Source organism: Streptomyces sp. NRRL S-244 (genome assembly GCF_000717915.1).
Taxonomy (GTDB): domain Bacteria; phylum Actinomycetota; class Actinomycetes; order Streptomycetales; family Streptomycetaceae; genus Streptomyces.
This window is the reverse complement of sequence record NZ_JOCX01000004.1, coordinates 190,662-216,336: the sequence shown is the minus strand read 5'-3', so window position 1 is coordinate 216,336 and position 25,675 is coordinate 190,662. Positions and strand designations below refer to the sequence as shown.

At 73.0% G+C, this 25,675-nt stretch carries 25 protein-coding genes; 8 read left to right on the top strand and 17 right to left on the bottom strand.

Annotated elements, in window-relative coordinates; translation table 11 throughout:
- Nucleotide 1 precedes the first annotated feature (1 nt).
- Genes IF02_RS0106960 through IF02_RS0106950 form a run of 3 tightly spaced genes read left to right on the top strand, consistent with a single transcriptional unit; the run spans nt 2 to nt 2,203 of the window.
- A complete protein-coding gene (locus IF02_RS0106960) occupies nt 2-808 on the top strand; it encodes a PaaX family transcriptional regulator C-terminal domain-containing protein (RefSeq protein WP_030154443.1) in 807 nt (268 codons plus the stop codon).
- Nucleotides 809-835: 27 nt separating this feature from the next.
- Entirely contained in the window at nt 836-1,321 is a 486-nt protein-coding gene (locus tag IF02_RS34250; protein WP_158708464.1) for a hypothetical protein, read from the top strand.
- A gap of 42 nt (nt 1,322-1,363) precedes the next feature.
- The gene (locus IF02_RS0106950) at nt 1,364-2,203 is read left to right on the top strand and encodes a GNAT family N-acetyltransferase (RefSeq protein ID WP_030154439.1); all 840 of its coding nucleotides are present in this window, start codon (nt 1,364-1,366) and stop codon (nt 2,201-2,203) included.
- 7 nt (nt 2,204-2,210) lie between these two features.
- Here the strand turns inward: IF02_RS0106950 and IF02_RS0106945 are convergent, their stop codons facing one another.
- Together IF02_RS0106945 and IF02_RS0106940 are read right to left on the bottom strand one after the other, a co-directional pair.
- Nucleotides 2,211-4,469, bottom strand: a complete 2,259-nt coding sequence (locus IF02_RS0106945; RefSeq protein WP_030154437.1) for a bifunctional salicylyl-CoA 5-hydroxylase/oxidoreductase — start codon at nt 4,467-4,469, stop codon at nt 2,211-2,213.
- 4 nt (nt 4,470-4,473) lie between these two features.
- Nucleotides 4,474-5,301, bottom strand: a complete 828-nt coding sequence (locus tag IF02_RS0106940) for an enoyl-CoA hydratase family protein (protein ID WP_030154434.1) — start codon at nt 5,299-5,301, stop codon at nt 4,474-4,476.
- A gap of 197 nt (nt 5,302-5,498) precedes the next feature.
- On the opposite strand from IF02_RS0106940, the gene IF02_RS0106935 reads away from it, so the two are divergent.
- Nucleotides 5,499-5,933, top strand: a complete 435-nt coding sequence (locus IF02_RS0106935; RefSeq protein WP_030154433.1) for an ATP-binding protein — start codon at nt 5,499-5,501, stop codon at nt 5,931-5,933.
- 30 nt (nt 5,934-5,963) lie between these two features.
- Here the strand turns inward: IF02_RS0106935 and argF are convergent, their stop codons facing one another.
- From argF to IF02_RS0106910, 5 genes are all read right to left on the bottom strand, one after another.
- Nucleotides 5,964-6,977: an ornithine carbamoyltransferase gene (gene argF / locus IF02_RS0106930; RefSeq protein ID WP_030154431.1), complete on the bottom strand. Its 1,014-nt coding sequence runs from the start codon at nt 6,975-6,977 to the stop codon at nt 5,964-5,966.
- Between the two features lie 77 nt (nt 6,978-7,054).
- A complete protein-coding gene (locus tag IF02_RS0106925; RefSeq protein WP_030154429.1) occupies nt 7,055-8,281 on the bottom strand; it encodes an arginine deiminase in 1,227 nt (408 codons plus the stop codon).
- A gap of 101 nt (nt 8,282-8,382) precedes the next feature.
- On the bottom strand, nt 8,383-8,850 hold the full coding sequence (locus tag IF02_RS0106920; RefSeq protein ID WP_234318114.1) for a hypothetical protein: 468 nt from the start codon (nt 8,848-8,850) through the stop codon (nt 8,383-8,385).
- Between the two features lie 197 nt (nt 8,851-9,047).
- Nucleotides 9,048-11,624: a polynucleotide kinase-phosphatase gene (locus tag IF02_RS0106915; protein WP_030154425.1), complete on the bottom strand. Its 2,577-nt coding sequence runs from the start codon at nt 11,622-11,624 to the stop codon at nt 9,048-9,050.
- Nucleotides 11,621-13,114 carry a 3' terminal RNA ribose 2'-O-methyltransferase Hen1 gene (locus tag IF02_RS0106910; RefSeq protein WP_030154423.1) on the bottom strand — a complete coding sequence of 498 codons (1,494 nt, stop codon included), beginning with the start codon at nt 13,112-13,114 and terminating at the stop codon, nt 11,621-11,623. Before IF02_RS0106910 ends, IF02_RS0106915 begins: the two co-directional genes overlap by 4 nt.
- A gap of 213 nt (nt 13,115-13,327) precedes the next feature.
- On the opposite strand from IF02_RS0106910, the gene IF02_RS34725 reads away from it, so the two are divergent.
- Nucleotides 13,328-14,365 (top strand): PASTA domain-containing protein, encoded by a 1,038-nt coding sequence (locus IF02_RS34725; protein ID WP_158708463.1) that lies wholly within the window; start codon nt 13,328-13,330, stop codon nt 14,363-14,365.
- On the opposite strand, the gene mmuM is transcribed toward IF02_RS34725, so the two are convergent.
- Both mmuM and IF02_RS0106895 read right to left on the bottom strand, forming a co-directional pair.
- Nucleotides 14,344-15,279 carry a homocysteine S-methyltransferase gene (gene mmuM / locus IF02_RS0106900; RefSeq protein ID WP_030154420.1) on the bottom strand — a complete coding sequence of 312 codons (936 nt, stop codon included), beginning with the start codon at nt 15,277-15,279 and terminating at the stop codon, nt 14,344-14,346. The two genes, IF02_RS34725 and mmuM, sit on opposite strands and share 22 nt — an antisense overlap.
- Before the next feature lie 16 nt (nt 15,280-15,295).
- A complete protein-coding gene (locus IF02_RS0106895) occupies nt 15,296-16,219 on the bottom strand; it encodes an LLM class F420-dependent oxidoreductase (protein WP_030154418.1) in 924 nt (307 codons plus the stop codon).
- 203 nt (nt 16,220-16,422) lie between these two features.
- On the opposite strand from IF02_RS0106895, the gene IF02_RS32230 reads away from it, so the two are divergent.
- The gene (locus IF02_RS32230) at nt 16,423-16,689 is read left to right on the top strand and encodes a hypothetical protein (protein ID WP_037835702.1); all 267 of its coding nucleotides are present in this window, start codon (nt 16,423-16,425) and stop codon (nt 16,687-16,689) included.
- A 75-nt stretch (nt 16,690-16,764) separates the two neighbouring features.
- On the opposite strand, the gene IF02_RS0106885 is transcribed toward IF02_RS32230, so the two are convergent.
- The 4 genes from IF02_RS0106885 to IF02_RS0106870 form a co-directional block, all read right to left on the bottom strand.
- A complete protein-coding gene (locus IF02_RS0106885; RefSeq protein ID WP_030154416.1) occupies nt 16,765-17,250 on the bottom strand; it encodes a DUF6099 family protein in 486 nt (161 codons plus the stop codon).
- 123 nt (nt 17,251-17,373) lie between these two features.
- Nucleotides 17,374-17,769, bottom strand: coding sequence for a nucleotide pyrophosphohydrolase (locus tag IF02_RS0106880; RefSeq protein ID WP_078621930.1), 396 nt, complete (start codon nt 17,767-17,769; stop codon nt 17,374-17,376).
- Complete coding sequence (locus tag IF02_RS0106875; RefSeq protein ID WP_420708103.1) at nt 17,766-19,025, bottom strand: ATP-binding protein; 1,260 nt, start codon at nt 19,023-19,025, stop codon at nt 17,766-17,768. The genes IF02_RS0106880 and IF02_RS0106875 overlap by 4 nt, the downstream gene beginning before the upstream one ends.
- A gap of 67 nt (nt 19,026-19,092) precedes the next feature.
- Nucleotides 19,093-19,488: a cell division protein SepF gene (locus tag IF02_RS0106870; RefSeq protein ID WP_030154409.1), complete on the bottom strand. Its 396-nt coding sequence runs from the start codon at nt 19,486-19,488 to the stop codon at nt 19,093-19,095.
- Nucleotides 19,489-19,651: 163 nt separating this feature from the next.
- Here IF02_RS0106870 and IF02_RS0106865 point away from each other — a divergent pair, with 163 nt between their 5' ends.
- Together IF02_RS0106865 and IF02_RS0106860 are read left to right on the top strand one after the other, a co-directional pair.
- Nucleotides 19,652-20,365 (top strand): DUF2470 domain-containing protein, encoded by a 714-nt coding sequence (locus IF02_RS0106865; RefSeq protein ID WP_030154407.1) that lies wholly within the window; start codon nt 19,652-19,654, stop codon nt 20,363-20,365.
- A 58-nt stretch (nt 20,366-20,423) separates the two neighbouring features.
- Nucleotides 20,424-21,344 (top strand): NADP-dependent oxidoreductase, encoded by a 921-nt coding sequence (locus tag IF02_RS0106860; protein ID WP_030154406.1) that lies wholly within the window; start codon nt 20,424-20,426, stop codon nt 21,342-21,344.
- Nucleotides 21,345-21,408: 64 nt separating this feature from the next.
- On the opposite strand, the gene IF02_RS0106855 is transcribed toward IF02_RS0106860, so the two are convergent.
- Genes IF02_RS0106855 through IF02_RS0106840 form a run of 4 tightly spaced genes read right to left on the bottom strand, consistent with a single transcriptional unit; the run spans nt 21,409 to nt 25,668 of the window.
- The gene (locus tag IF02_RS0106855) at nt 21,409-22,755 is read right to left on the bottom strand and encodes an LLM class flavin-dependent oxidoreductase (RefSeq protein WP_030154405.1); all 1,347 of its coding nucleotides are present in this window, start codon (nt 22,753-22,755) and stop codon (nt 21,409-21,411) included.
- Between the two features lie 32 nt (nt 22,756-22,787).
- Complete coding sequence (locus tag IF02_RS0106850) at nt 22,788-23,789, bottom strand: ABC transporter permease (RefSeq protein ID WP_324603757.1); 1,002 nt, start codon at nt 23,787-23,789, stop codon at nt 22,788-22,790.
- Nucleotides 23,786-24,631, bottom strand: coding sequence for an ABC transporter ATP-binding protein (locus tag IF02_RS0106845; protein ID WP_030154403.1), 846 nt, complete (start codon nt 24,629-24,631; stop codon nt 23,786-23,788). Before IF02_RS0106845 ends, IF02_RS0106850 begins: the two co-directional genes overlap by 4 nt.
- A gap of 5 nt (nt 24,632-24,636) precedes the next feature.
- Nucleotides 24,637-25,668, bottom strand: coding sequence for an ABC transporter substrate-binding protein (locus IF02_RS0106840; protein ID WP_030154402.1), 1,032 nt, complete (start codon nt 25,666-25,668; stop codon nt 24,637-24,639).
- Between the last annotated feature and the right edge of the window lie 7 nt (nt 25,669-25,675).

Sequence of the window (25,675 nt, the reverse complement as noted above, 5' to 3'; positions counted from 1 at the left end):
CGTGGTCGAGCAGCACACTCCGCGATCCCTGATCGTCACGTTCTACGGCGCCTACGGGCGGGCCTTCGAAGGTCCCGTCCCGGTGTCCGCGCTGGTCCGCCTGCTGGGCGCGGCCGGAGTGGACGCCCCGTCGGTCCGCTCGTCGGTGTCCCGGCTGAAGCGGCGCGGCTTCCTGCTGCCCGCGCGCGCCGCGGACGGCTCGGCGGGGTACGAGCTCTCCGCGGAGGCCCGGCAGCTGCTGGACGACGGCGACCGGCGGATCTACGGGGAGCGCGGTGCGCACCCGGCGGGCGAATGGCTGCTGGCGGTGTTCTCCGTACCGGAGCAGGAGCGGCACAAGAGACACCTGCTGCGCTCGCGCCTCGCCCGCCTCGGCTTCGGGGCGGTGGCACCGGGGGTGTGGATCGCGCCGGCCCACCTGTACGAGGAGACCGGGCACACCCTGGACCGGCTGCACCTGACGGCGTACGTGGAGCTGTTCCGCGGCGGCCACCTCGGCTTCGCCCCGACCGCCGAGGCGGTGGCCCGGTGGTGGGACCTGACCTCGCTGGCCAAGCAGCACGAGGAGTTCCTCGACCTGCACGAGCCGGTGCTGCGCGCCCTGCAGTCGGGCCCGGCCCCCACCGCGGAGGAGGCCTACCGCGGCTACCTGCTCGCCCTGGACACCTGGCGGCGCCTCCCGTACGCCGACCCGGGGCTGCCGCGGGAGCTGCTGCCCGCGGACTGGCCGGGTGACCGCGCGGCGGCGGTCTTCACCGAACTGCACGCCCGGCTGCGGGACATCGGGGCGGGGTTCGTGGAACCGTAGGCGACGGGGGGCGCGTCACGTCGGGGTGTGACGAGAAACGATCTTCCTCCCGAGACCCCGCCCCCGCCCCCGCACCCACCGCAGGTCCAGCCGCCGGCCGGTTCGCCGCCGCCCGGATTCGGGCCGCCGCCCACCATGGCGGGCAAGCGGGTGCGGTGGCAGGGCGCGGTGGCCTCGGCGCTGGGCGGCGCCGTCGCCGGCTACCTCGCGCACGACCTGGCCGCCAATGCCCGCGCCTACTGTGACGCCGGCTGGGAGGCGGGCGGCAGGTTCGAGCTGTTCTTCGAGATGGTCCTGCTGGTCCCGGGGTGCGCGGTGCTCGCCCTGCTGGTCTGGCTGCTCGCCCGGCGCGTGAACCCGGTGGTGGGCGTGGCGGCCGTGGTGCTGGTCCTGGCGGTGGTGGTCGTCTGGTACTTCGCCACACAGGGCACACCGGCCGGCTACCGCGGGGACTCGGGGCTGTGCGGGCCCGACAACGTGCCTCCGTGGTGGCCGTCCTGGCTCCCCTCCTGAAACTGGAGTGCGCGGGGAAACGGTCCGGCGCCATCATGAGCCATGACGTGGACGTTCACCCATGACCTGGCGGCCTATCGGGCCGCAGCGGGCCCGGCCGTGGCCGCCGATCCCGTGGCCAACACCACCCTGCTGACCGTGCTCGACGCGCTGGAGCGCCGCGGCCCGGACGCCTACGGATCCGCCGAGCCCTTCTTCGGCTGGTGGACCGGAGCCGACGGGGGCGTCGCCGGCGCCCTGCTGCGCACCCCGCCGTACCCGCTGCTGATCGGGGCGCTGCCCGCGCAGGCCGTGCGCGACCTGGGGGCCGCGCTCGCCACCGAGCCGCTGCTCGCCGGGGTCGACGCGCTGAACGCGCGGCGCCGCGATGCGCAGGCGCTGGCCGCGGCCTGGGGCAGGCCGAGCGAGGTCGCCGAGGAGACCCGGCTGTACCGGCTCGCCGGACTGCTCGCCCCGCAGCCCGCCCCGGCCGGGCGGGCCCGGACCGCCACCGCGGCCGACCTGCCGCTGCTGCTGGACTGGGCCGGGGCCTTCAAGCGGGAGACGGGGGAGCCGGGCGGCCCCTCCGAAGCCTTCCTGCGCGACCGGCTCTCGTACGGGGGCGTGCTGTTCTGGGAGGACGCCGGCACGCCGGTGTCGATGGCCGGGTTCTTCCGCGTGATCGGCTCGGCCTCCCGCATCGGCCCGGTCTACACCCCGCCGGCGCTGCGCGGCCGCGGGTACGCGGCCGGGGTCACGCACGCGGTCAGCGAAGCGGCGTACGCGGCCGGCGCCTCGGAGGTGCTGCTCTTCACGGACCTGTCCAACCCGACGAGCAACGGCATCTACCAGCGCCTGGGCTACACCCCGGTGGAGGATCGCGTCGAGGTGGCCGCGCTGTGAGCCTCCCTCAGCCCCGCCCGGTCGGGGGTTTGCGACTGCCGGCGCGGTAGGGGGCGGGCCAGGGAGCGGCCGGGCCCTCGTAGGACTGGTCGGCGGCCGCGTGCAGGGTCCAGTGCGGATCGTAGAGGTGGGGGCGGCCGACGGCGCAGAGGTCGGCGCGGCCCGCCAGCAGCAGGGAGTTCACGTCGTCCCAGGAGGAGATGGCGCCGACGGCGATGACGGGGACGCCCAGCGCGTTGCGGATCCGGTCCGCGTACGGGGTCTGGTAGGAGCGCCCGTACTCGGGGCGCTCGTCCGCCACGACCTGGCCGGTCGACACGTCGATGGCGTCGGCGCCGTGCGCGGCGAAGGCCGCCGCGATGTCCACCGCGTCCTGGGCGGAAGTGCCGCCGGGGGCCCAGTCGGTGGCCGAGATGCGGACGGTCATCGGCCGGTCGGCGGGCCAGACGGCGCGGACCGCGTCGAAGACCTCCAGCGGGAAGCGGAGCCGGTTCTCCAGGGGCCCGCCGTAGGCGTCCGTACGGTGGTTGGTGAGCGGGGACAGGAAGCCGGACAGCAGGTAGCCGTGGGCGCAGTGCAGTTCCAGCAGGTCGAAGCCGCAGCCGGCGGCCCGTACCGCGGCGGCCGCGAAATCGGAGCGGATCGATGCGAGGTCCGCCGCCGTCAGTGCGCGCGGGACGGCCGAGACGCCCGGCCGGTAGGGCAGTTCGGAGGCTGCCGCCACCGGCCAGTTGCCCTCCGGGAGGGGGTCGTCCATGCCCTCCCACATCCGCCGCGTCGAGCCCTTGGCACCTGAGTGGCCGAGCTGTACGCCGAGCGCGGTGCCGGGCGCGGAGGTGTGCACGAAGTCCGCGATCCGGGTCCAGGCCGCCGCCTGCCCGGCCGTGTAGAGGCCGGTGCAGCCGGGGGTGATCCGGCTCTCCGGGGACACGCAGACCATCTCGGTCATCACCAGGGCGGCCCCGCCGAGGGCCCGCGCGCCCAGGTGCACCAGGTGGAAGTCCCCCGGGATCCCGTCGCCGTCCGGGGCGGAGTACATGTCCATCGGGGAGACCACGACCCGGTTGCGCAGGGTCAGCCCACGCAGCTTCAGCGGCGTGAACATCGGCGGGGTGTGCTCGTCCGGGCAGCCGAAATCCCGCTCCACGGCCCGGGTGAACCGCTCGTCGCGCAGCCGCAGGTTGTCGTGGGTCACCCGGCGGCTGCGGGTGAGCAGGTTGAAGGCGAACTGCCGGGCGGGCTGGTCCACGTACCCGGCGATCTCCTCGAACCACCGCATGCTGGCGGCGGCGGCCCGCTGGGTCGAGGCCACCGCCGGGCGCCGGGCGGCCTCGTACGCGGCGAGCGCGGCGGGTACGTCCGGCTCCGCCGCCACCGCTTCGGCGAGGGCGAGCGCGTCCTCCACCGCCAGCTTGGTGCCCGAGCCGATGGAGAAGTGGGCGGTGTGCGCCGCGTCGCCGAGCAGGACGACGTTGCCGTGCGACCACCGCTCGTTGGTGACCGTACGGAACTCGGTCCACGCCGAGCGGTTGCCGTGCAGCGGGCGCCCGCGCAGGGCCTCGCCGAAGATCTTGGCGCAGCGGGCGGCCGATTCGGCCTCGTCGCACAGGTCGAAGCCGGCGGCCCGCCACACCGTCTCGTGCATCTCCACGATCACGGTGGAGGCGTCCGCGGAGTACGGATAGGCGTGCAGCTGCATGACGCCGTGCTCGGTCTCCGCGATCTCGAAGCGGAACGCGTCGAAGGCGAAGTCGGCGGCGAGCCAGATGTACCGGCAGTGCCCGCTCGTCAGCGTCGGACGGAAGTGCGCGGCGCCGCTCTGCCGGGTCGGGCTGTGCACCCCGTCGGCGGCGACGACCAGGTCGTACGAGGCCGCCAGGACCGCGGCGGCCGGCGCCGGGGTGCGAAAGCGGAGCCTGACCCCGAGTCCGGCGCAGCGCTCGTGGAGGATCTCCAGCAGCCTGCGCCGGCCGAGGGCGGCGAAGCCGTGGCCGCCGGAGGTCAGCAGCCTCCCCCGGTGCACGATGTCGATGTCGTCCCAGCGCACGAACTCGGCGCCGAGGGCGGCGTAGACCATGGTGTCGGCCTGTTCGATGCCGCCGAGGGTCTCGTCGGAGAGCACCACGCCGAAGCCGAAGGTGTCCTCGGGGGCGCCCCGCTCCCAGACCTCGACCGTGTGGCCCTGGCGGGCCAGCAGCGCGGCGGCGTACAGGCCCCCGGGCCCGCCGCCGACGACGGCGACCCGCAATGCGCTGCCTGCCGGCATGGCGCTACCTGCCCTTCCACTCCGGAGGCCGCTTCGTGGTGAAGGCGGCGTGGAACTCGGCGTAGTCCCGGCCGTTCATCAGCAGGGCCTGGGTGTTGGCGTCGAGCTCGACCGACGCGGCCAGCGGCATGTCGAGTTCGGCGGTCAGCAGCGCCTTGGTCTGCGCGTACGCGAGGGCCGGCCCGGCGGCGAGGTGCGCGGCGAGTTCGGCGGCCCGCAGGCCTGCCTTGCCCTCCTCGGTGACCTCGCTGAGCAGGCCGATGCGCTCGGCCTCCGGTGCGCGTACGGGCTCTCCGAGCATCAGCAGCCGGGTGGCGTGGCCGAGGCCGACGACGCGGGGCAGCAGGTACGCGGCGCCCATGTCCCCGCCGGAGAGGCCGACGCGGGTGAAGAGGAACGCGAAGCGGGCGGTGGGGTCGGCGATCCGGAAGTCGGCGGCGAGGGCGAGGACGGCGCCGGCTCCGGCGGCGACCCCGTGCACGGCCGCGATGACCGGGAAGGGGCATTCGCGGATGGCCCGCACCACCTGGCCGGTCATCCGGTTGAAGTCGAGGAGCTGGGCCGTGTCCATGGCGAGGGTGGCGCCGATGATCTCGTCCACGTCCCCGCCGGAGCAGAAGCCGCGCCCCTCGCCGCCGAGGACGAGGGCCCGTACGGACCGCTCGCGGGAGAGCTCGGCGAGCAGGTCGCGCAGGTCGGCGTAGGCGCCGAAGGTGAGGGCGTTGAGTTTCTCGGGGCGGTCGAGGGTGACGGTCGCCACGCCGTCCTGCCGGGTCACCCGCAGGTGGCGCCACCGTTCGGTCGCTGCTGTGGAACCGATGAAGGGGCTCACACGATCGACGGTATCACTGCATCGTGACTGCCGTCAGAGAAACGCGACACATGGGTGAGGGGTGCCCTGCGGGATCGAAACGGCACTCCGTATCGTTGAAAGTGGAAGTTCCCCCTCCCCCGCTCGCCCCGCCCCACGCCCCCCACGCCCCCTCGCCCCTGGCCGCTGGCCCCTGCTCCCGGAACGGACGGTCCCGCATGCCCGACGTCTCCGCCTGGCGGATACCGCTGCCCCGTACGACGGCCGCGGTGCCGCTCGCCCGCGCCCTCGTCCGTACGGCGCTCACCGACGTCCCCGTCGTTCACGCCGACAGCGACACGGCGGAGCTGCTGACCGCGGAGCTGGTCGCCAATGCCGTGGAGCACACCGCCGGGGAGGCCCCGATCGAGCTGGTCGTGGAGCTGCTGGCGAACGGCTGCCAGGTCGAGGTCCACGACGGTGATCCGCGGCCGCCCGGCGCCCTCGGCACGGCCGGCGCCCCGCCCGCCCGCCCGGACGAGCTGTTCCCCGACCCGTGGCAGGAGCACGGCCGCGGACTGCCGCTGGTCCGCGCCCTCAGCTCGGCCTGCGGCCACCGCCCGACGGCGGACGGGAAGGCCGTCTGGTTCACCCTGGCGGCGCGGCCCGCATGACTATGCGGGACCATGCCATGCCATGCCTGCCTAACCGGCGTCCGGTCCGGCGAGGGTCGCGACGAGCACGGCCTTGATGGTGTGCAGCCGGTTCTCGGCCTCGTCGAAGACGACGGAGTGCTCGGATTCGAACACCTCCTCCGTCACCTCCAGCGAGTCCAGCCCGTGCCGCTCGTGGATCTCCCGGCCGACCTTGGTGCCCAGGTCGTGGAAAGCCGGCAGGCAGTGCAGGAACTTCACGTCCGGGTTGCCGGTGGCACGCAGCACGTCCATCGTGACGGCGTACGGGGCCAGGGCCGCGATCCGCTCGTCCCAGACCTCCTTGGGCTCGCCCATGGAGACCCACACGTCGGTGGCGACGAAGTCGGCCTGGGCCACGCCCTCGGCGACCTCCTCCGTCAGCGTGATCCGGGCCCCGCTGGCATCCGCGAGCTCGCGCGCCCGCGAGACCACGGACTCGGCCGGCCAGTAGGCCTTCGGCGCGACGATGCGCACGTCCATGCCGAGCAGCGCGCCGGTCACCAGGTACGAGTTCCCCATGTTGAAGCGGGCGTCCCCGAGGTAGGCGAAGACGATGCGCTCCAGCGGCTTGGCGCAGTGCTCGGTCATGGTGAGCACGTCGGCCAGCATCTGGGTGGGGTGCCAGTCGTCGGTGAGGCCGTTGAACACCGGCACGCCGGAGTGGGCGGCGAGCGCCTCGACGGCCTCCTGGCTGTCGCCGCGGTACTCGATGCCGTCGAACATCCGGCCCAGCACCCGTGCCGTGTCCTTGACCGACTCCTTGTGGCCGATCTGGGAGCTGGCCGGGTCGAGGTAGGTGGTGTGCGCCCCCTGGTCGGCGGCGGCGACCTCGAACGCGCAGCGGGTGCGCGTCGAGGTCTTCTCGAAGATCAGCGCGATGTTCCTGCCCTGGAGGCGGCGCTGCTCGGCCCCGGCCTTCTTGGCCGCCTTGAGGTCGGCCGCGAGCTCGATCAGGCCGCGGAACTCGGCGGCGGAAAAGTCGAGCTCCTTGAGGAAACTGCGGCCGACGAGGTCGGTGGCCATGGGGACACTCCAAGGGTCGCGCTGACAGGGGAGGCTGGAAGTCTATACGATCCCCTGTATTGATATACAGAGGGGTCTCAGACCGGATCCCGCTCCACCGGGCAGCTCATGCACCGCGGTCCGCCCCTGCCCCGCCCGAGCTCGCTGCCCGGGATCTCGATGACCTCGATGCCCTCCTTGCGCAGGTGGGTGTTGGTCGTCACGTTCCGCTCGTACGCCACCACCACCCCCGGCTCCACGGCGAGCACGTTGCAGCCGTCGTCCCACTGTTCGCGCTCCGCCGCGTGCACGTCCTGCGTCGCGGTCAGCACCCGGATCGAGTCCAGCCCGAGCGCCGCGGCGATCGCCCGGTGCATGTGCTCCGGCGGGTGGTCGGTCACCTTCAGCTCCTGGAGGCCCTCCCCCGGCTCGATCGTGTAGGAGCGCAGCATGCCGAGGCCCGCGTACTGAGTGAACGTATCTCCGTCCACCATCGTCATCACCGTGTCCAGGTGCATGAAGGCCCGCCGCTTCGGCATGTCCAGCGCCACGATGGTGGTCGCCGACCCGGCCGCGAACAGCCCCCGCGCGAGCATCTCCACCGCCTGCGGCGTGGTCCGCTCGCTCATCCCGATCAGCACCGCGCCGTTGCCGATGACGAGCACGTCCCCGCCCTCGATGGTCGAGGGGTAGTCCGCCTGCCCCTGCGACCAGTAGTGGAAGGCGCCGGAGGAGGTGAAGAGCGGGTGGTGCTTGTAGATCGCCTCGAAGTGCACCGTCTCCCGCTGCCGGGCCGGCCAGCGCATGGCGTTGATGGACACCCCGTCGTAGATCCAGGCGGAAGTGTCCCGGGTGAACAGGTGGTTGGGCAGCGGCCCGAGCAGGAAGTCGTCCAGCTCCATGGCGTGGAAGCGGACCGACACCGGCTCCGCGTGCCGCTCCAGGAACTCGCGCTTGGTCATCCCGCCGACCAGCGCCTCGGCCAGCCCGGTCACCGGCAGCTGGTCGAAGACCGCGCGCAGGTGGTCGGTGGCCAGCGGCCCGTACTCCTTCTCGTCGAACACCCGGTCCAGTACGAGGTGTCGGGCCTCCGGGATCTCCAGGGCCTCGCACAGCAGGTCGCCGAAGAGGTGCACCTCCACGCCGCGGTCGCGCAGGACGTCCGCGAAACCGTCGTGCTCCTGGCGGGCCCGGCGCACCCACAGCACGTCGTCGAAGAGCAGCGCGTCCTTGTTGCTCGGTGTGAGCCGCTTCAGCTCCAGATCGGGCCGGTGGAGGATGACGCGGCGAAGCCGCCCGGTCTCGGAGTCGACATGGAATCCCATGGCGTACACGTTCGCAGACCGGACGGCTTTTTGATGTGGCGTTCGCTCAGGAGACGCGGCGCAGCCGGCATCCCCCGCGGTCCCGGCGGCGCCGGCGGGGATCAGCGCAGGCCGAGGAGCGCAGCCGGGGCCCCGATCAGCTCCGGGGTGGTCAGGCCCAGCTTGGGGGTGGTCAGGTTCGGGATGCCGTAGTTGCTGCCGTCCGGCATCGTCAGCGGGGCGCCGACGACGGCGCCGGGGGTGCGGGCGAGCAGGTCGGTGGCCGGGGACTCCAGCGAGCCCTCGGCGTCGGTCTTCGGGTCGCCGAGCAGGTTCGGCACCGGCGCCCCGACCAGGGTGCTGCCGAGCTGGGTGGTGACCGGCAGCGACGGGAGGAGCGGGCTGGGGAGCAGATCGCCGGTGTGGTGGACGGGGGCCTCCGGCGCGCCGACGACGGGCACCGGCACCGCGGTGGCCACGCGCGGGGTGTCCACGCCCAGTGTGGTCTTCACGGCGTCCAGGGGGACACCCACCGGCACCGAGTCGGCCACGGCCGGGGTGGCCGCGCCGGCCGCGGCCATACAGGTCATGAGTGCCGCAATGCTTCCGCGCGCGGTCATCTTCATAGGTGACGTTCCGTCCTTCCAGGGTCGCGGACATTCCGCTGCCCTGGATGAACGATCCCGCCGGTGGTTTTCCCGGCGTTCTCCCGGAAAGTTCCCCCATACGACCTAATTCGGGGCCGTACAGGGGACTCGCCTTTACGGCTCCGCGTACCGCCCCCCACTCACAACCGGGGGTCGACCGGCTCCGATTCGAGGGCGAGCACCGCGAAGACCGCCTCGTGCACCCGCCACAGCGGCTCCTCGCCCGCCAGCCGGTCCAGGGCCTCCAGCCCGAGCGCGTACTCGCGAAGGGCCAGCGAGCGCTTGTGCCCCAGGAACCGCCCGCGCAGCTTCTCCAGCTGCTCCGGACGCGTGTACTCCGGGCCGTAGATGATCCGCAGGTACTCGCGCCCGCGCACCTTGACCCCGGGCTGGACCAGCCGGCCCTTGCCGTCCCGGGCATACGCCTGGAGCGGCTTGACGACCATGCCCTCCCCGCCCGCCGCCGTCAGCTCCAGCCACCAGTCGGTGCCCGCCCGTACGGAGTCCTCGTCGGCGGTGTCGACCAGGATCCGGCCGGTGCGGCGCAGCAGCCCGGTGCCGGCCGCCTCGTCCGCGGCGACCAGCCGGTCCAGCCAGAACAGCTGCTCGTCGTGCGGTACGGCGGCCAGCGAGCGCCCGGCCGCCGCCAGCAGCTGGAACGGCGCGAACCGTACGCCGTCCAGCCCGTCGGTGGTCCAGCAGTAGCGCCGGTAGGCGTCGGTGAACCGCTCGGCGTCGGCGGCCCGGTCCCGCTGGCGGGCGAGCAGGTCGCCGGTGTCGATGCCCCGCCCGGTGGCCGCGGCCAGGGCGGCGAGGGCGTCCGGGAAGACGGCGCGGGAGGCCGCGCCGACGGCGGCGTACTGGTTGCGCAGCAGGCCGGTGGACTTCAGCGACCAGGGCAGCAGCTCCCCGTCCAGCAGCAGCCAGTCGGTGGCGAGTTCCTCCCACAGGCCCGCGTCGGTGATGGCGCCGCGGAGCCGGGCGAGGACCTCCTCGGTGACCTCGGGGTCCTGGAAGAAGGGCCGGCCGGTGCGCGTGTAGACGGAACCGGTCGGGCCTCCCCCACCGCCTTCGGCGTGGGAGGCACCCCCGGCACCGAAGCGCGCACGGGCCGCCTCGGCGTCCTTGCAGACGAGGACGGTGGCGCGGGAGCCCATGTGCTTCTCCTCGCAGACGACCTGGGCGATGCCGTCCTTGCGGTACTGGGCGAAGGCCTCGGCCGGGTGCTCCAGGTAGCCGCTCTCGTTCGAGGTGGCGGTGGGCGCCATGGTCGGCGGCAGGTACGGGACCAGCCGCGGGTCCACCGCGAAGCGGCTCATGACCTCCAGGGCCGCCGCCGCGTTCTCCTCGCGCACGGTGACGTTGCCCAGGTGCCGGGTCTCGACGATCCGGCGCCCGTGCACGTCGCCCAGGTCGAGCGGACGGCCATCGTGTCCGCCCGGCGCCTCGGTGGCGAGCGGCCTGGCCGGCTCGTACCAGACCTTCTCGGCCGGTACGTCGACCAGTTCGCGCTCGGGCCAGCGCAGGGCGGTCATCTTCCCGCCGAAGACGGCGCCCGTGTCCAGGCAGATGGTGTTGTTGATCCAGGCGGTGTTCGGGACCGGGGTGTGGCCGTAGACCACGACCGCCTTGCCGCGGTACTCCTCGGCCCACGGGTAGCGCACGGGCAGGCCGAACTCGTCGGTCTCGCCGGTGGTCTCCCCGTACAGGGCGTGCGAGCGGACCCGGCCGGAGGTGCGCCCGTGGTACTTCTCGGGCAGGCCGGCGTGACAGACCACCAGCTTGCCGCCGTCGAGCACGTAGTGGCTGACGAGGCCGCGGATGAACTCCCGCACCTCCTGGACGAACTCCTCCGGCTCGCGGCCGAGCTGCTCGATCGTCTCGGCGAGCCCGTGGGTCTGCTGGACCTTGGAGCCCTTGAGATGACGGCCGAGCTTGTTCTCGTGGTTCCCGGGCACGCACAGGGCGTTGCCGGAGCCGACCATGCCCATCACCCGGCGCAGGACGCCGGGGCTGTCCGGGCCGCGGTCGACGAGGTCGCCGACGAACACGGCGGTGCGGCCCTCGGGGTGGACGCCGTCCTCGTACCCGAGTTTACCGAGCAGGGTCTCCAGCTCGGAGGAACAGCCGTGGATGTCACCGATGATGTCGAAGGGGCCGGTGAGGTGGGTGAGGTCGTTGAACCTCTTCTCCCGCACCACCTCGGCGGCCTCGGCCTCCTCCGGAGTGCGGAGCACGTGCACCTTGCGGAAGCCCTCGCGCTCCAGTCCGCGCAGCGAGCGGCGCAGGTCGCGGCGGTGCCGCTGGATGACGGCGCGGGGCAGCCCGGCCCGGTCGGGGCGGGTGGCGTTGCGTTCGGCGCAGACCTCCTCGGGCATGTCGAGGACGATGGCGATGGGCAGCACGTCGTGCTCGCGGGCGAGCCGGACCAGCCCGCGGCGGGCCTCGGCCTGCACGCTGGTGGCGTCGACGACCGTCAGGCGGCCGGCCGCGAGGCGCTTGCCCGCGATGTAGTGCAGGACGTCGAAGGCGTCCCGGCTCGCACTCTGGTCGTTCTCGTCGTCGGAGACCAGACCCCGGCAGTAGTCGGAGGAGATGACCTCGGTGGGCTTGAAGTGCCTGCGGGCGAAGGTGGATTTCCCCGATCCGGTGGCCCCGACCAGGACGACGAGGGACAGATCGGTCACGGGAAGTACGCGGTTGCCGGTACTGGTCATGCGGCCTCTCCCTCCTTGGCGGTGTCGGTGTCGGTGTCGGTGGCGCTGTCCGTGTCGGTCTGGATCCGTGTGAAGACGGCCATCTGGGTGGGCGGCCCCACCTCGGGGTCGTCGTCGCCGACGGGCACGAAGGCGACCTCGTACCCGTGGCGGCCGGCCACGGCGGCCGCCCAGCCGCGGAACTCCGCGCGGTTCCACTCGAAGCGGTGGTCGCCGTGCCGGACGTGCCCGGCGGGCAGGCTCTCCCAGCGGACGTTGTATTCGACGTTGGGGGTGGTGACGAGGACCGTACGGGGGCGGGCCGCGCCGAACACCGCGTACTCCAGGGCGGGCAGCCGCGGCAGGTCCAGGTGCTCGATGACCTCGCTGAGCACGGCCGCGTCATAACCGGCCAGCCGCTTGTCGGTGTACGCGAGCGAGCCCTGGAGCAGCCGGACGCGGCTGCTCTGCCGCTCCCCCATCCGCTCCAGGCGCAGCCGCTTGGCGGCCATGCCGAGGGCCCGCATCGACACGTCGACACCGACGATCTCGGTGAAGGCCGGCTCCTTGAGGAGGGCCTGCACCAGCTGGCCCTGTCCGCAGCCGAGGTCGAGGACCCGGGCCGCACCGGCGGCGCGGAGCGCGGTGAGGATCGCCTCGCGGCGCTGCACGGCGAGCGGCAGCGGCCTCTCGTCGGTCTCCTCCACGGCGTTGTCGAGCTCCTCGACCTCACTGCCGTCGGCCTCGGCCAGACGCAGCAGCTCCAACCGCTCCAGGGCGTCGCGGGTCAGCCTTTTGTGGCGTGCGAGATAGCGGGCACTGATGAGTCCGTTCTCGGGGTGCGCGGCGAGCCAGCCGTCCCCGGCACGCAGCAGCTTGTCGACCTCGTCGGGGGCGACCCAGTAGTGCTTGGCGTCGTCGAGCACGGGCAGCAGGACGTAGAGCTGCCGCAGGGCGTCGGCGAGCCGCAGCCCGCCCTCCAGGACGAGCCGTACGTACCGGGAGTCCCCCCACTCGGGGAACTGCTCGTCGAGCGGTACGGGTTCGGCCTGTACGAGGTCCCAGCCGAGCGGATCGAACAGCCGGTGGACGAGCTCCGGCCCGCCGCGGGCCGGCAGCGCCGGTATCTCGATCCGCAGCGGGCGCGCCTGCTCCGGCAGCTCCGGCCGGGCGGCGCACTTGGCGCCCAGCGCGCTGCGGAAGACGGAACTGAGCGCGACGGCGAGCAGCGAGGAGGCCGCGTACGGGCGGTCGTTGACGTACTGCGCGAGCGCGGCGTCGGGCGCACCGCCCCGCCCCTTGCCCTGCCCGCGCCGCACGAGCGCGACGGGGTCAACCTCCAGCAGCAGCGCCGCCGTGCACCGCTCTTGCGCGGCTTCGGGATAGAACACGTGGGCCACGCCGTGGGAGGTGGAGAACGCCTGCACCTTCCCAGGGTGCTTGTGCAGCAGGAAGCCCAGATCGGTGGCCGGGTGCTCGGCACTGCCAGTGGTGGAGATCGTCAGGAACATGCAGCTCAGCATGGACGCAGCCCGCCGCCGGAGGCCACTGGATTTCCTTCCTCCGCCGCCGCCGGCGACCCCGCGGATCCCGATCCGGGCAAGTACCCCACACCCGTGCGGCGGGCGCTGTACGGTCCCCGGAACACGTCGTTCCCCGTGCCCCGGCAGGCCCGTCGCCCAGGAGGGCTTCCTCTCGTGTACCCGCCGCAGCCTTACCCGCCCATGCCCGCGCCCGTGCGCCGCTGGTGGCAGCATCCCGCCCTGATCATCGCTCTGCTGGTCGTGATCCCGCCCGCGGGCATCGCGCTCGCGTGGACGAGCCGGTGGGGACAGACCAAGAAGGTCGTCGCAACAGTTCTCGCCGGTCTGTGGTTCCTCACACCGTTCCTGGGCGACCCGCCGAAGAAGGCCGAGGCCGACTCCAAGCCGGCCGCTGTCGCGTCCGCCCCGCCCAGCGCGAGCCCCGCCCGGGCCGAGCCGCCCGCCCTCGTCGGCCGGAACCTCAAGGAGGCGAAGGCGATGGCGCTCGCCGCCGGATTCGGCGTGCTCTCGCACGACGCCTCCGAGGGGAACGCCGCCCAAGTGGCCGAGGACACCTGGAAGGTGTGCTTCCAGAGCGTGCTCACCGAGAAGGCCGGTGCGATACCCACGCTCGACTTCGGCGTGGTCCGCACCGATGCCCCGTGCCCCGCGAAGGACGGGGATCCGATCCCCTATCCGAAGATGCCCAAGGTCGTCGGTCTGGCCTTCGCCAAGGCATCGGAGACGCTCAGGCCGATCGGCTTCCAGAAGATCGAGCCGCAGAGCGCCTACACGGACGTCACCCTGCCGACCGCCGTGGACGACTGGGTCGTCTGCTTCCAGGAACCCGAAGAGGGCAAGGAAATCAGCGCGCCGGGGACCACCTCCGCCGCCCTGAAGCTCGCGTCCCCCGGGACCCCCTGCCCGAGTGCGCCGAACACCCGGCTCCACCCCGAGCCGGTACCGACGCATGAGGACGACGACTCCGGCAGCACGGCATCGGGCGGTTCCTCTTCCGGCGGTTCCTCTTCCGCGGGGTCCTCCTCCGGGGGATCCGCGTCCGGGGGTTCGTCCTCCTCCGGGGGTTCGTCCTCCTCCGGCGGTTCCGACAGCGGCGGCGGGGGCGCGGGCACCGTGACGCCCGGAGCGTTCTGCTCCCCGGCCGGGGCAACCGGCGTCAGCAAGAAGGGCGTCTCCTACACCTGCAAGGGTCCCGGTCAGCCCCGCTGGCGCCAATGACCGGTCCCGTCCCCCTGAATCCCCGCGGCCAGTTCGGCGATGTCGGGCGGGCCGATGCGGCAGCAGCCGCCGATCAGGCGGGCGCCCGCGGTGCGCCAGGCCTCGACGGGCCAGGGGGCGGGGTCGGGCGGGGCGTGCCAGGTGGCGGTGGGCGCGTCCCAGACGGAGCCGTCGTTGGGGTAGGCCAGGAGCGGTGCGGCGGTGACGGAGGCGGCTGCCTCCAGGGCGGGCAGCACGTCCGCCGGGTCGCAGCAGTTGACGCCGACCGCGATGATCTCCGGGGCCCCGGCCGCGAGGGCGAAGGCCTCGGGGAGCGGCTGGCCGGCGCGGGTGCGGGCGCCGTCCACGGTGTAGCTCAGCCAGGCGGCCGCCCCCGTTCCGGCGAGGACGCCGAGGAGGGCCTCGGCCTCCTCCGCGTCCGGGATGGTCTCCAGCGCCAGGACATCGGCGCCCGCCGCGAGCAGCGCCTCGATACGGGGGCGGTGGAAGGCGGCGAGCTCGCGCACGCTCAGCCCGTACCGCCCGCGGTACTCGGAGCCGTCCGCGAGCACCGCCCCGTACGGGCCGACCGAGGCGGCGACCCAGACCTCGCGGTCGGCGGCCCCGGCCGCCCGGGCGGCCAGCGCGACGCTGCGGTGCAGCAGGTCGGTGGTCTCGGCCCGGTCGTGGCCGTGCGCGGCGAAGGCCTCGTACCCGACCTGGTAGCTGGCGGTGATCAGCACCTCCGCCCCGGCCCGCGCGTACGCCGCGTGGGCGGCCTCCACCTGGTCCGGGCGCTCGGCGAGCACCCGGCCCGACCAGAGCCCTCCGGACAGGTCGCAGCCCTGGTCGGCGAGCTGGTTGCTCAGACCGCCGTCCAGGAGCACGACCCTGCGGGCGAGGGCTTCGGCGAGCAGGCCGGACGCGCGGGGCACGGTTCCTCCGCCTCCCTCAGCCGAGCTGGGACAGCACCTGGGCCGAGATCAGCTCCAGGTGGTCCAGGTCGTCGAGATCGAGCAGCTGGAGGTAGACGCGGGAGCTGCCGACGGCCGCGTAGGCGCCGATCTTCTCCACCACCTCCGACGGGGAGCCGGCCAGGCCGTTGGCCTTGAGCTCGTCCACGTCCCGGCCGATGGCGGCGGCCCGGCGGGCGACCTCGGCGTCGTCCCTGCCGACGCACACCACCAGCGCGTTGGAGTAGACGAGGTCGTCGGCCCCCCGCCCGGCCTCCTCGGCGGCCCGGCGCACCCGGCCGAACTGCCGCTCGCTGTCCGCGATCGACGCGAACGGCATGTTGAACTCGTCCGCGTACCGGGCGGCGAGGCGCGGGGTGCGCTTCGAGCCGTGGCCGCCGATGAGCACGGGCACCTTGGCCTGGGCCGGCTTGGGCAGCGCCGGGGACTTCTCCACCTGGTAGTGGGTGCCGGCGTAGTCGAACGTGGCCCCGGGCTCGGTCGCCCACAGCCCGGTGACGATGGCCAGCTGTTCCTCCAGCCGGGCCATCCGCTCCGCCGGGAACGGGATGCCGTACGCCTTGTGCTCCTCCTCGAACCAGCCCGCACCCAGCCCCAGTTCGACCCGGCCGCCGGACATCTGGTCGACCTGCGCCACCTGGATGGCGAGCACGCCGGGCAGCCGGAAGGTCCCGGCCGTCATCAGCGTGCCGAGCCGGATCCGCCGCGTCTCCCGGGCCAGGCCCGCGAGGGTGATCCAGGCGTCGGTGGGCCCCGGCAGGCCGTCCGCCGAACCCATCTTCAGATAGTGGTCCGACCGGAAGAACGCGTCGAAGCCCAGGTCCTCGGTGGCCTTGGCGACGGTCAGGAGGGTGTCGTAGCTCGCGCCCTGCTGGGGCTCGGTGAAAATACGGAGATCCATGACTCCCATCCTGCCTCGCCCACCCCGGCAGGGTGAATCTGCGTCAACCGGACGGTCCACCCCGCGCCCGGCCAGTGACCAGCCCGGATGGAGATCGTTGGCTCGGACGGAGCCGGACCGCCCGGCCCGCGCGCCGGCGGCCTCTCGCCGACGCGTCCACCGCCCCCTTCCGCCTTGGAAGGGCCAGGGCCGAGGAGGCCGCCATGTCCCACGAGTCCGTGCCCGAGCACACCGGACAAGCCGGACAGGCAGCACACGACCACGCACGTCAGGAGCCCGCGGCGGCCGCCCAGGGCGGCGCGCCGAAGGGCCTGCTCCAGCAGATGGAAGAGCTGATGGCGGCGCTGAACGCCGACCTGTCGCAGCTCGACGCCGACCTCCAGTCCTCCACGGACCGCGCCCCCGGCACGCCGCCGGCCCCGGGCAGCCGCACCCCCGAGGGCGAGCGCCCGCCCTACCGGTCGCACTGACCGTGCCGGCCGGATGACCGTGCGGGTCCCGTCGCGCGCGGCGGGACCCCGATTCCGCTCCGCACCGCTCTCCCGTCAGGCCACGCCGGAGGCGGACCCCCGTTCACGGACCGTCAGTCTGCGCAGGACGCCCCGGACCCGGTCGCTCGATTCGTCGGCCGCGTCTATGGACTCTATGCACTGCCAGTACAGGCCTTCGTCGTCCGTCGCACAGGCCACTCCGACCAGGGCTATCCCCACTTCGCCGAGCAGTGCCTGCAGCCCGAGCAGAGCCTGGCGGACATCCGCCACCCCGGTCAGCTGCGCGGCTCTCGGCGGATAGTCGGGCGCACTGCCCTCTCCGCCCACGGCCGCTCTGTCGAGCACCCCGCAGCCTCTGCCCCCCGCTTCACCCAGTCCCCGTGCCTCCGATCTCAGCTCCGGCGGTCCCGTGACCGCCAGCCAGCTCCCGATCCCCTGCGCGAGCGCCTGGGCCTGCCAGGCCTCGCCCACGATGTCCATCGCCGCCCCGCTCTGCGCCAGCGCGTGCCGGCCGGCCGCGATGAGCCGTACCGCATCCATATGCCGTCCCCCGTCCGCACGACATCCGCCATCCTCACCACTACCCAGAGTGAGGGCAATGGGCCAGTAAAGCCAGGGGTATTCGGAAATCTGTGGACACAAACATGGTTGTGGACGACGCCATCACTCCGAAGAGTGACAATTCGATGTCGGAGGCCCTGTCACCGGGAAGCGGAGCTCGTTCCTCTCGATCTTCGCGGCGAGCGCATCCAGCACATCCACCCCGAGAACCTCACAGAATTGCAGCAGATACGCCAGTACGTCGGCGACCTCATCGGCCACGCGGTGCGCGGTCTCCGGCTTCTCCATGACCTTCGCCGACTGTTCCGGGGTCAGCCACTGGAAGATTTCGACCAGTTCGGACGCCTCCACACTCAGCGCCGCGGCCAGGTTCTTGGGCGTGTGGTACGGCTCCCAGCCGCGCGCGGCGGCGAACTCGGCCAGCCGCCGCTGGAGTCGGTGCAGCCGCTCGTGCGGCTGCGGCTCGTCCCCCTGCTGTACGTCCTGCTCATCGCTCATGGCGTCAGGTCTACCACCGTGACCCCCGGGGTCGCGCGGGCGGCCGCGGCCGCCGCCTCCCCCACCGCCGCGAGCAGCCGGACATGACCGCGACCGCAGGACAGCAGGGCCAGCCGCAGCAGTTCGGCGCTCTGCCGCCGGTCCAGATCGCGGTCGAAGCCGTCGGCGAGGACGGTCAGCGCCTGCCGGGCGGAGAGCAGCTCGGCGGCCGGGTCCATGGCGAGCACCCCCGGGCCGGTCAGCAGGACCAGCGCCAGCGCGAGGAAGCGGAGCTCTCCCGCGCCGAGCCGGCCCAGTTCCGTGGCGGGCCCGGCGCGCCCGCGGTCCAGCACCGCCGCGACCGGGCCGTGCGCGGGAGCCCGTACGTCCAGCCCCTCCACCGGGCCCGCGCAGCCGGTCCGCGCGGCCGCGGCGAGCAATGCGTGGCGGGTGCCGCATTCGTGGCGGGTCCGGCGGAGCACATCGGCCAGGTTGGCGCAGTCGCCGAGCAGCCGGCCCTCGCCCGGCGGGACGGGTGCGCGCATCCGGTCGGGGTGCGGGTCGCAGGGGAACACCGAGCGCAGCGCCACCACCACCTGCTCCGCTGCCGCGAGCACCTGGCGCTGCCCGGCCGTGGAACCGGCGACGCGCAGCGGGAGCAGGGCGGTGCCGAGCCGGTCGTCGGGCAGCGGGGCCCGGGTGACGCCGACGGCCCCGCCGGTCAGCCAGGAGGCCTGCACGGAGCGCCGGCCGGGGTCGCGCAGGGCGGTGCCGAGCAGGATCTGCCCGTCCACCGCGAGCCGTTCGCCGACGATCCGGAGCGTGGGCTCGGCCTGTACGGCGAGGTCGAGCCGGACCGGCCCGACGGGCCCGTCCACGGTGCAGCCGATGCGGAAGCCGCGCCGCCCCTGGCCGTCGGGCAGGGCCCGGTCGGGGATGCGGGCCCGCGGATCGGGGAACGCCTCCTCCAGGGTGGCCCCGGCCCCGAGCCCGGCCAGCGCCTCGTAGGCGGCCAGGACCTGGGACTTGCCGCTGCCGCTGGGCCCCGCGAGGAAGGTCACGGGCTCCAGTGCGAAGACGGCGCCGCGGTGCCTCCCGAACGCGGAGAGCCGCAACTCGGTGACGACGGGCCGGTGGTGCACGACGGCGGGCGGCCGCGCGCGGTCCACCGGCACGGCGGCAGCGGGCGGGAGCCCGTCGTCGGCAAGGGCAGCGGATAACCCGGCACGGGCAGGGGCCGCGGCCCCGGGCGCGTTCAAGTCCGAAATGGCGTCCATGCGCCGGACGGTACGGGCCGCCGGGCCCCCGGTGGGCACGGCGAACCGTTCCGCCCTGGCGACCTTCCTACGATCGGGGGACGGCTGCGGCCGCGATCCCCTCGACCTCGGTCCCGACGGGCGCCAGCAGGAAGACGTTCCGGTCGACCCGGTGCATCCCGCTGCCCAGCCCGAAGACCACGCCACTGCTGAAGTCGAGGATCCGCTTGGCCACTTCGCCGTCCGCGCCGGTGAGGTCGAGCAGCACCGGGATCTGCGCGATCAGGTACTCGGCCACCTCCCGCGCGTCGGCGAAGACCTGGACCCGGATCACGACGAAGCGCCGCTGTTCCGCCGCGGACGCCCCCGGCGCCGTGGGGATCGTGCGGTGGTCCACCCGGGAGGGCCACTCGTTGCGACTGCGCAGGGGGACCACCTGCGCGAGCCCCTCCCACTGTTCGTCCGTGACGTCGTACCTGCTCACCGGGCCGCCTCGGCCGTGCGCTTCATGTGCATCCCCCCATCCTCTCGCGTTTCACCCGTTCAGCCCAACAACGACACGAGCGACACGGGGTACTCCTGCAGAAGCGAATAGGTTAGGTTAGGCATACCTAAGTCACTTGCCCAGGACGATGGAGAGATCCCGCATGCGCATGTCCGGTGCCGCCTCCGCCACCCCGGCCGCCGGCCGGCCCGCCGATGCCGAGCGGATCCGGTCGATCCTGGCCGCCGCCCACTCCATGACCGTGGTCACCGACGGGCTGAGCAGCGAGGTCCGCCACCTCGACGGGTCGGACCCGATGGGCCGGCTGCACCTGCACCCCGCCGAACCCGGCGGCGAATCCGAGTGCCGGCCGTCGATCCGGCTGGAGTTCACCGACATCGCCCCCACCCCCGTACGGGACCGGGTGCGCGCCCGCGTCACGATCACCGGCCGCCTGCTCACGCCGTATACGGACGAAGGCGCCGACTCCACCTGCATGGAATTCGGCCGGGCCGTCCTGGAGACCGGTGAGGGCCGCACGTACGTCGGCCTCGAAGAGCTCGACGCGGCCTGCCCCGACCCCCTCGCCCCGTTCGAGGCCGGCATGCTCACCCACCTCCTCGACGACCACGCCGAGCTCGTCACGCTCCTGCTGCGCCTGGTCCGGCCGCTGCCCGCCGGCGCGGTCCTGCGCGTACTGCCGCTCGCCATGGACCGGTACGGGATCACCCTGCGCCTGGAGCTGCGGCGCGGCCACCACGACGTACGACTGCCGTTCCCCTCCCCGCTGGACGACGTCGAGCAGTCCGGGGTGCAGATCCAGGCCCTGTTCAGCGCGGCCCGGCGGCGCTCGCACCGCAACAGCCTGCCTGCCTGAGGGCTCCGGAGGAGCCCGTACGGGAATAGCTCCGCCCGGGGCCCCGTTGGGTTCGATCATGAAGGCAATCACGTACGACGCATACGGAACTCCCCAGAACCTCAAGCTCGTTGACGTACCGCAGCCCAAGGTCGGCCCCGGCGAGGTGCTGATCCGGGTCAAGGCCGCCGGTGTCAACCCGGTCGACCGGAAGCTCGCCGCCGGATATCTCGACCCGATCCTCGAAGTGCGGTACCCCGTCATACCCGGCTGGGACGTGGCCGGCGTCGTCGAGGCCGTCGGCCCCGACACCTTCGACCACGCCGTCGGCGACGAGGTGTACGGGTACGTCCGCAAGGAGTGGGTCGAGCTCGGCACCTACGCCGAACTCGTCTCGGCCCCCGTCCGGACGCTGGCCCGCAAGCCGCGCGCCCTGAGCTTCGAGCAGGCCGCGGGCCTCCCGCTGGCCGGCCTCACCGCGTACCAGTCCCTCACCCGCGTGGGCCTCAAGGCCGGCGAGACCGTCGTCATCCACTCCGCGGCGGGCGGCACCGGCTCCTTCGGCGTGCAGATCGCCGTCGCGCTCGGCCTGCGCGTCATCGGCACGGCCGGCGCGCACAACCACGACTACCTGCGCTCGCTCGGCGCCGAACCCGTCCTGTACGGGGAGGGCCTGGCGGACCGGATCCGCGCGCTCGCGCCCGAAGGCATCGACGCCGGGCTGGACTTCTTCGGGGACGGCGCCGTCGAGATCCTCCAGTCGCTCGTCAAGGAGCGCGGCCGGGTGGTCTCCATCGCCGATTACGAGGCCGCCGCCAAGGGCGCGCACCAGCTGTGGGTGCGCCCGGACCCGACCGACCTGGCGTTCCTGGCGGAACTCGCCGACGCGGGCAAGCTCACGGTCAACGTGGAGCACGCGCTGCCGCTCGCCGAGGCCTCGAAGGCCTGGGAGCTCAGCGCGGCGGGCCGCACCCGCGGCAAGATCGTCCTCACCGTCTGACGACACGCGCGGGCCGCCGGAGCACGAGGCTCCGGCGGCCCGCGGACTTGGGCCGGTCAGCCGGTCAGCCGGTGGCAGCGGCAGTGACGGCCTCCGCGTACCGGTTCGCCGGGCGCCCGAGGCCGTAGTTCTCGCGCAGGGTCGCCCCCGTGTACTCCGTGCGGAACAGGCCGCGCCGCTGGAGGATCGGCACGACGTGGTCGACGAAGTCGGTGAGACCGGTCGGCAGCACGGGCGCCATGATGTTGAACCCGTCGGCGGCGCCCTGGGTGAACCACTCCTCCAGCTGGTCGGCGATCTGCTCGGGCGTGCCGGCGAAGACGCGGTGGCCGCGGCCGGCGCCGAGGCGGGCGATCAGGTCGCGCAGGCTGAGGCCGTCGCGGCGGGCCAGTTCGGCGACGAGGGTGAAGCGGCTCTTGTTGCCGTTGATGTCCCGCTCCTCGGGAAGCTCGGGCAGCGGGCCGTCGAGGGGCAGGCCGGTCAGGTCGGTGCCGAGCATTCCGGAGAGCTGGGCGAGCCCGTACTCCGGCACCTGGAGGTCGGTGAGCTGCTGCTCCAGAGCCTTGGCCTCGGCCTCGGTGGAGCCGATGACGGGGGCGATGCCGGGCAGGACGAGCAGGTCGGACTCGGCCCGGCCGTACTTCGCGAGGCGCGACTTGAGGTCCTTGTAGAAGGTCTGCCCGTCGGCGAGGGTCTGCTGGGCGGTGAAGACGGCCTCGGCGTACTGCGCGGCGAACTCCTTGCCGTCCTCGGAGGAGCCGGCCTGCACGAGCAGCGGGTGGCCCTGCGGGGAGCGGGGCACGTTGAGCGGGCCGGCGACGCCGAAGTACGTACCGCGGTGGGCGGCGGGGTGGAGCTTGTCGGTGTCGGCGTAGATGCCGCGCTCCTTGTCGAGGACGATCGCGTCGTCCTCCCAGCTGTCCCAGAGCTTGGTGGCCACGTCGAGGAACTCGCGGGCGCGGTCGTAGCGGAGGCTGTGTTCGAGGTGCTCGTCCTGGCCGAAGTTGCGGGCCTCGTCGACGGTGCCGGAGGTGACGATGTTCCAGCCGGCACGGCCGTTGCTGATGTGGTCGAGGGAGGCGAACTTGCGGGCGAGGTGGAACGGCTCGTTGAAGGTGGTGGAGACGGTGGCGATGAGCCCGACGTGCTCGGTGACGGCGGCGACGGCGGAGAGCAGGGTCAGCGGCTCGAACCCGCCGAGGGCGTTGTAGCGGGCCTTGCCCCAGAGGGCGAGTCCGTCCGCGAAGAAGATCGAGTCCAGCCGCCCCCGCTCGGCGGTTTGCGCGAGCTCCTGGAAGTACCGCAGGTCGGTGACCCGCTCGGGACTGCTGTCGGGATGCCGCCAGGCGGCGTCGTGGTGCCCGGCGTTCATGAGGAACGCGTTGAGGTGGAGGGTCCGGCGTGCGGTCATGATGGTGTTCCTCGGGGTGGGAGAGACGAGTGTCAGGCGGGGACGCGCCAGAGGCTGAGGCGGCGCTCGACGGTGACGAGGAGCTGGTTGAAGGCGACGCCGATGGCCGAGATGGTGACGATGCCCGCGTACATCTCCGGGATCGCGAAGTTGAACTGCGAGGCGTTGATCAGATAGCCGAGACCCGCCTTGGCGCCGATCATCTCGGCGGCCACGAGGACCAGGATCGAGACGGCGCCGGCCAGCCGGATACCGGTGAAGACGGCCGGTACGGAGGCCGGCAGGATCACCTTCTGGAACAGCCTCGGCGTGGACAGGTCCATGGAGCGGGCGAGTCTGACCAGGGTCGGATCGGCGTTGCCGACGGCGCTGATGGTGTTCAGCAGGATCGGCCAGACGCAGGCGTAGACGACGATGGAGACCTTCGAGGTCTCGCCGATGCCGAGCAGCAGGACGAACACCGGCAGCAGTGCGAGGGCCGCCGTGTTGCGGAACACCTCCAGCAGCGGGCCGAGCAGCACCGCGACCGGGCGGTACCAGCCGATCAGCAGGCCGAGCGGGACCGCGACGACGACGGCGATGCCGAAGCCGCCGAAGGAGCGGACCAGGCTGGCCTGCGTGTGCTCGGCGAGCTGGCCGTTGCCCGCCAGTTCCCACCAGGCCGCGGCGACCTCGCTGACCGGCGGGAGGAAGGTGGAGTCCACCAGCCCGAGCCGGGGCGCCGCCTCCCAGACCGCGAGCAGGGCGAGAATCGCCGCCGAGCGGAGGGCGGCCGCGCGCAGCCACCGGGCGACGGCGCGCAGGGCGGCCGGTGCGGCCGGAGCCGGAGCGGGGGCCGAAGGGGCGGCGGCCGACGGCGCGGCCGGGGCCGCGGCGGGTTCCCGTACCGGGCCGGGCTCCCGTACGGGCGCGGGTTCGCGTACGGGCGCGGGTTCGCCTACGGGCGTGGGCGCCTCGGTGCGCACCCCGCTCTCGGGACCCGCCTCGGGACCCGCCTCGGCCGCGGTGCTCTTCGTATCGGTTCCGGTGCTCATACGGTGGCCTCCTCCTTCTCCAGTTGCTGGGCGCGGGCCACCTCGTCGTGGAGCAGGGTCCAGATCTCGTGGCGGTAGCGGGCGAATTCCGGGCTGGAGCGCAGCTCCTCCCCGCCGGCGCCGGTGGCCCGGTCGCCGAAGGAGACGGGGACTGCCTCCTTGATCCGGCCGGGGCGGGAGGTCATCACGGCCACCCGCTGCCCGAGGTACACGGCCTCCTCGATCCCGTGCGTGATGAACACGACGGTCTTGCCGGTGCGCTGCCAGATGCGGCGCAGCTCGTCCTGGAGGGATTCGCGGGTCTGCGCGTCGAGCGCGGCGAACGGCTCGTCCATCAGCAGGACGTCCGGGTCGTAGGCGAGGGACCGGGCGATGGCCACGCGCTGGCGCATCCCTCCGGACAGCTCGTGCGGGTGGCGGTCCTCGAAGCCGGTGAGGCCGACGAGGTCCAGGAACTCACGGGCCCGTTCCGCGCGTTCACGGCGGGGGACGCCGGTCGCCTCCAGCCCGAACTCGATGTTGCCGAGCGCGGTGCGCCAGGGCAGCAGGGCGTACTGCTGGAAGACGATGCCCCGGTCCAGGCCGGGTCCGGTGACCGGCTCGCCGTCGAGCAGGATCCGCCCGGAGGTGGGCCGGGTCAGGCCTCCCAGCAGGTCGAGCAGGGTGGACTTGCCGCAGCCGCTGGGGCCGACGACCACCACGAACTCCCCGGCCCCGATCTCCAGGTCCACGCCGTCGAGGGCGGTGAAGCTCCCGCCGTCACCGAGGGCCCCGGCCTTCCTGCCCTTGGCCTGCTTCCTCGGGAAGGTCTTCGTCACGGACTCGAACACGATCTTCGCCATGGAGCTCAGCCCTTCCCCTGGTCGTTGAACTCGTTCGTGTAGAGGTCGGAGGGCTTCAACTGGCCCTTCTTGATCTCGCCGCGCTCACCGAGCCAGTCGATCCACAGCTGGAACTCCTTGTCGGCGATCCGGCCGCCGGTCTCGGCCACGCCGAACGAGCGCCAGTACTGGAGGGTGGAGGTGTCCTCGTTGCGGCCGCGCTTCTTGACGATCTCGGTCATCCGGGCGATGACCTCCTCGCGCGGGGTGGTCCGGGACCATTCGATGGCCTTGGCGACACCGGTCGTGAAGGTCCGTACGGTGTCGGGGTTCTCCTTGATGAACCGCCGGGTCATCACGTACGACCCGGCGCTGAAGGCGCCCAGCAGCTCGAAGTCCTTGAACAGCGGGCGGATGCCGCCGGTGGCCAGGGCCTTGTCCCGCAGGACGCCGCTGAGCACCCCTACCTCGATCTGCTTCTGGCGCAGCGCCTGTTCGGTGTTGACGGGCGGGACCACGAGGGACTCGACCTTCGCGGCCTCGGCCTTGGCGACGCCGTTGCGCTCCAGGTAGATGTCCAGCAGGGCCTGGGCATGGGCGCCCAGGGTGTTCATGCCGACCTTCTTGCCGATCAGGTCGCGGGGCGAGCGGATCGGGCTGTCCTCCAGGACGTAGTAGCCGAGGTAGGTGTCCTTGTCGGAGCCGTAGTAGGAGATGACCGACTGGATCTGGGCCTTGCTCGCGGCGAGCTTGACGATCGCGCCGTTGAAGGCTCCGCCGAAGTGGGTCTGGCCGGTGGCCGCGGACTGGATGTCCTGGGGGCCGCTGATGGTGTTGCCGACCCAGTCGAGGGTCAGGCCGCCCAGGTAGCCGAGGTCCGCGGCCAGTTCGGGGAGCAGAACGGCGCCGACGGCGCCCTGGTACTTGAGGGACGTGACCTGCTTGGCGGATCCGCCGGTGGCGGTGGCCGTGCCGCAGCTCACCGCGGCCGCCGAGATGCCGAGCAGGGTGAGGAACTGGCGTCGGGTGGTGGAGGTGGAAGCGAGGGCTGCGGGCATGGAGGGG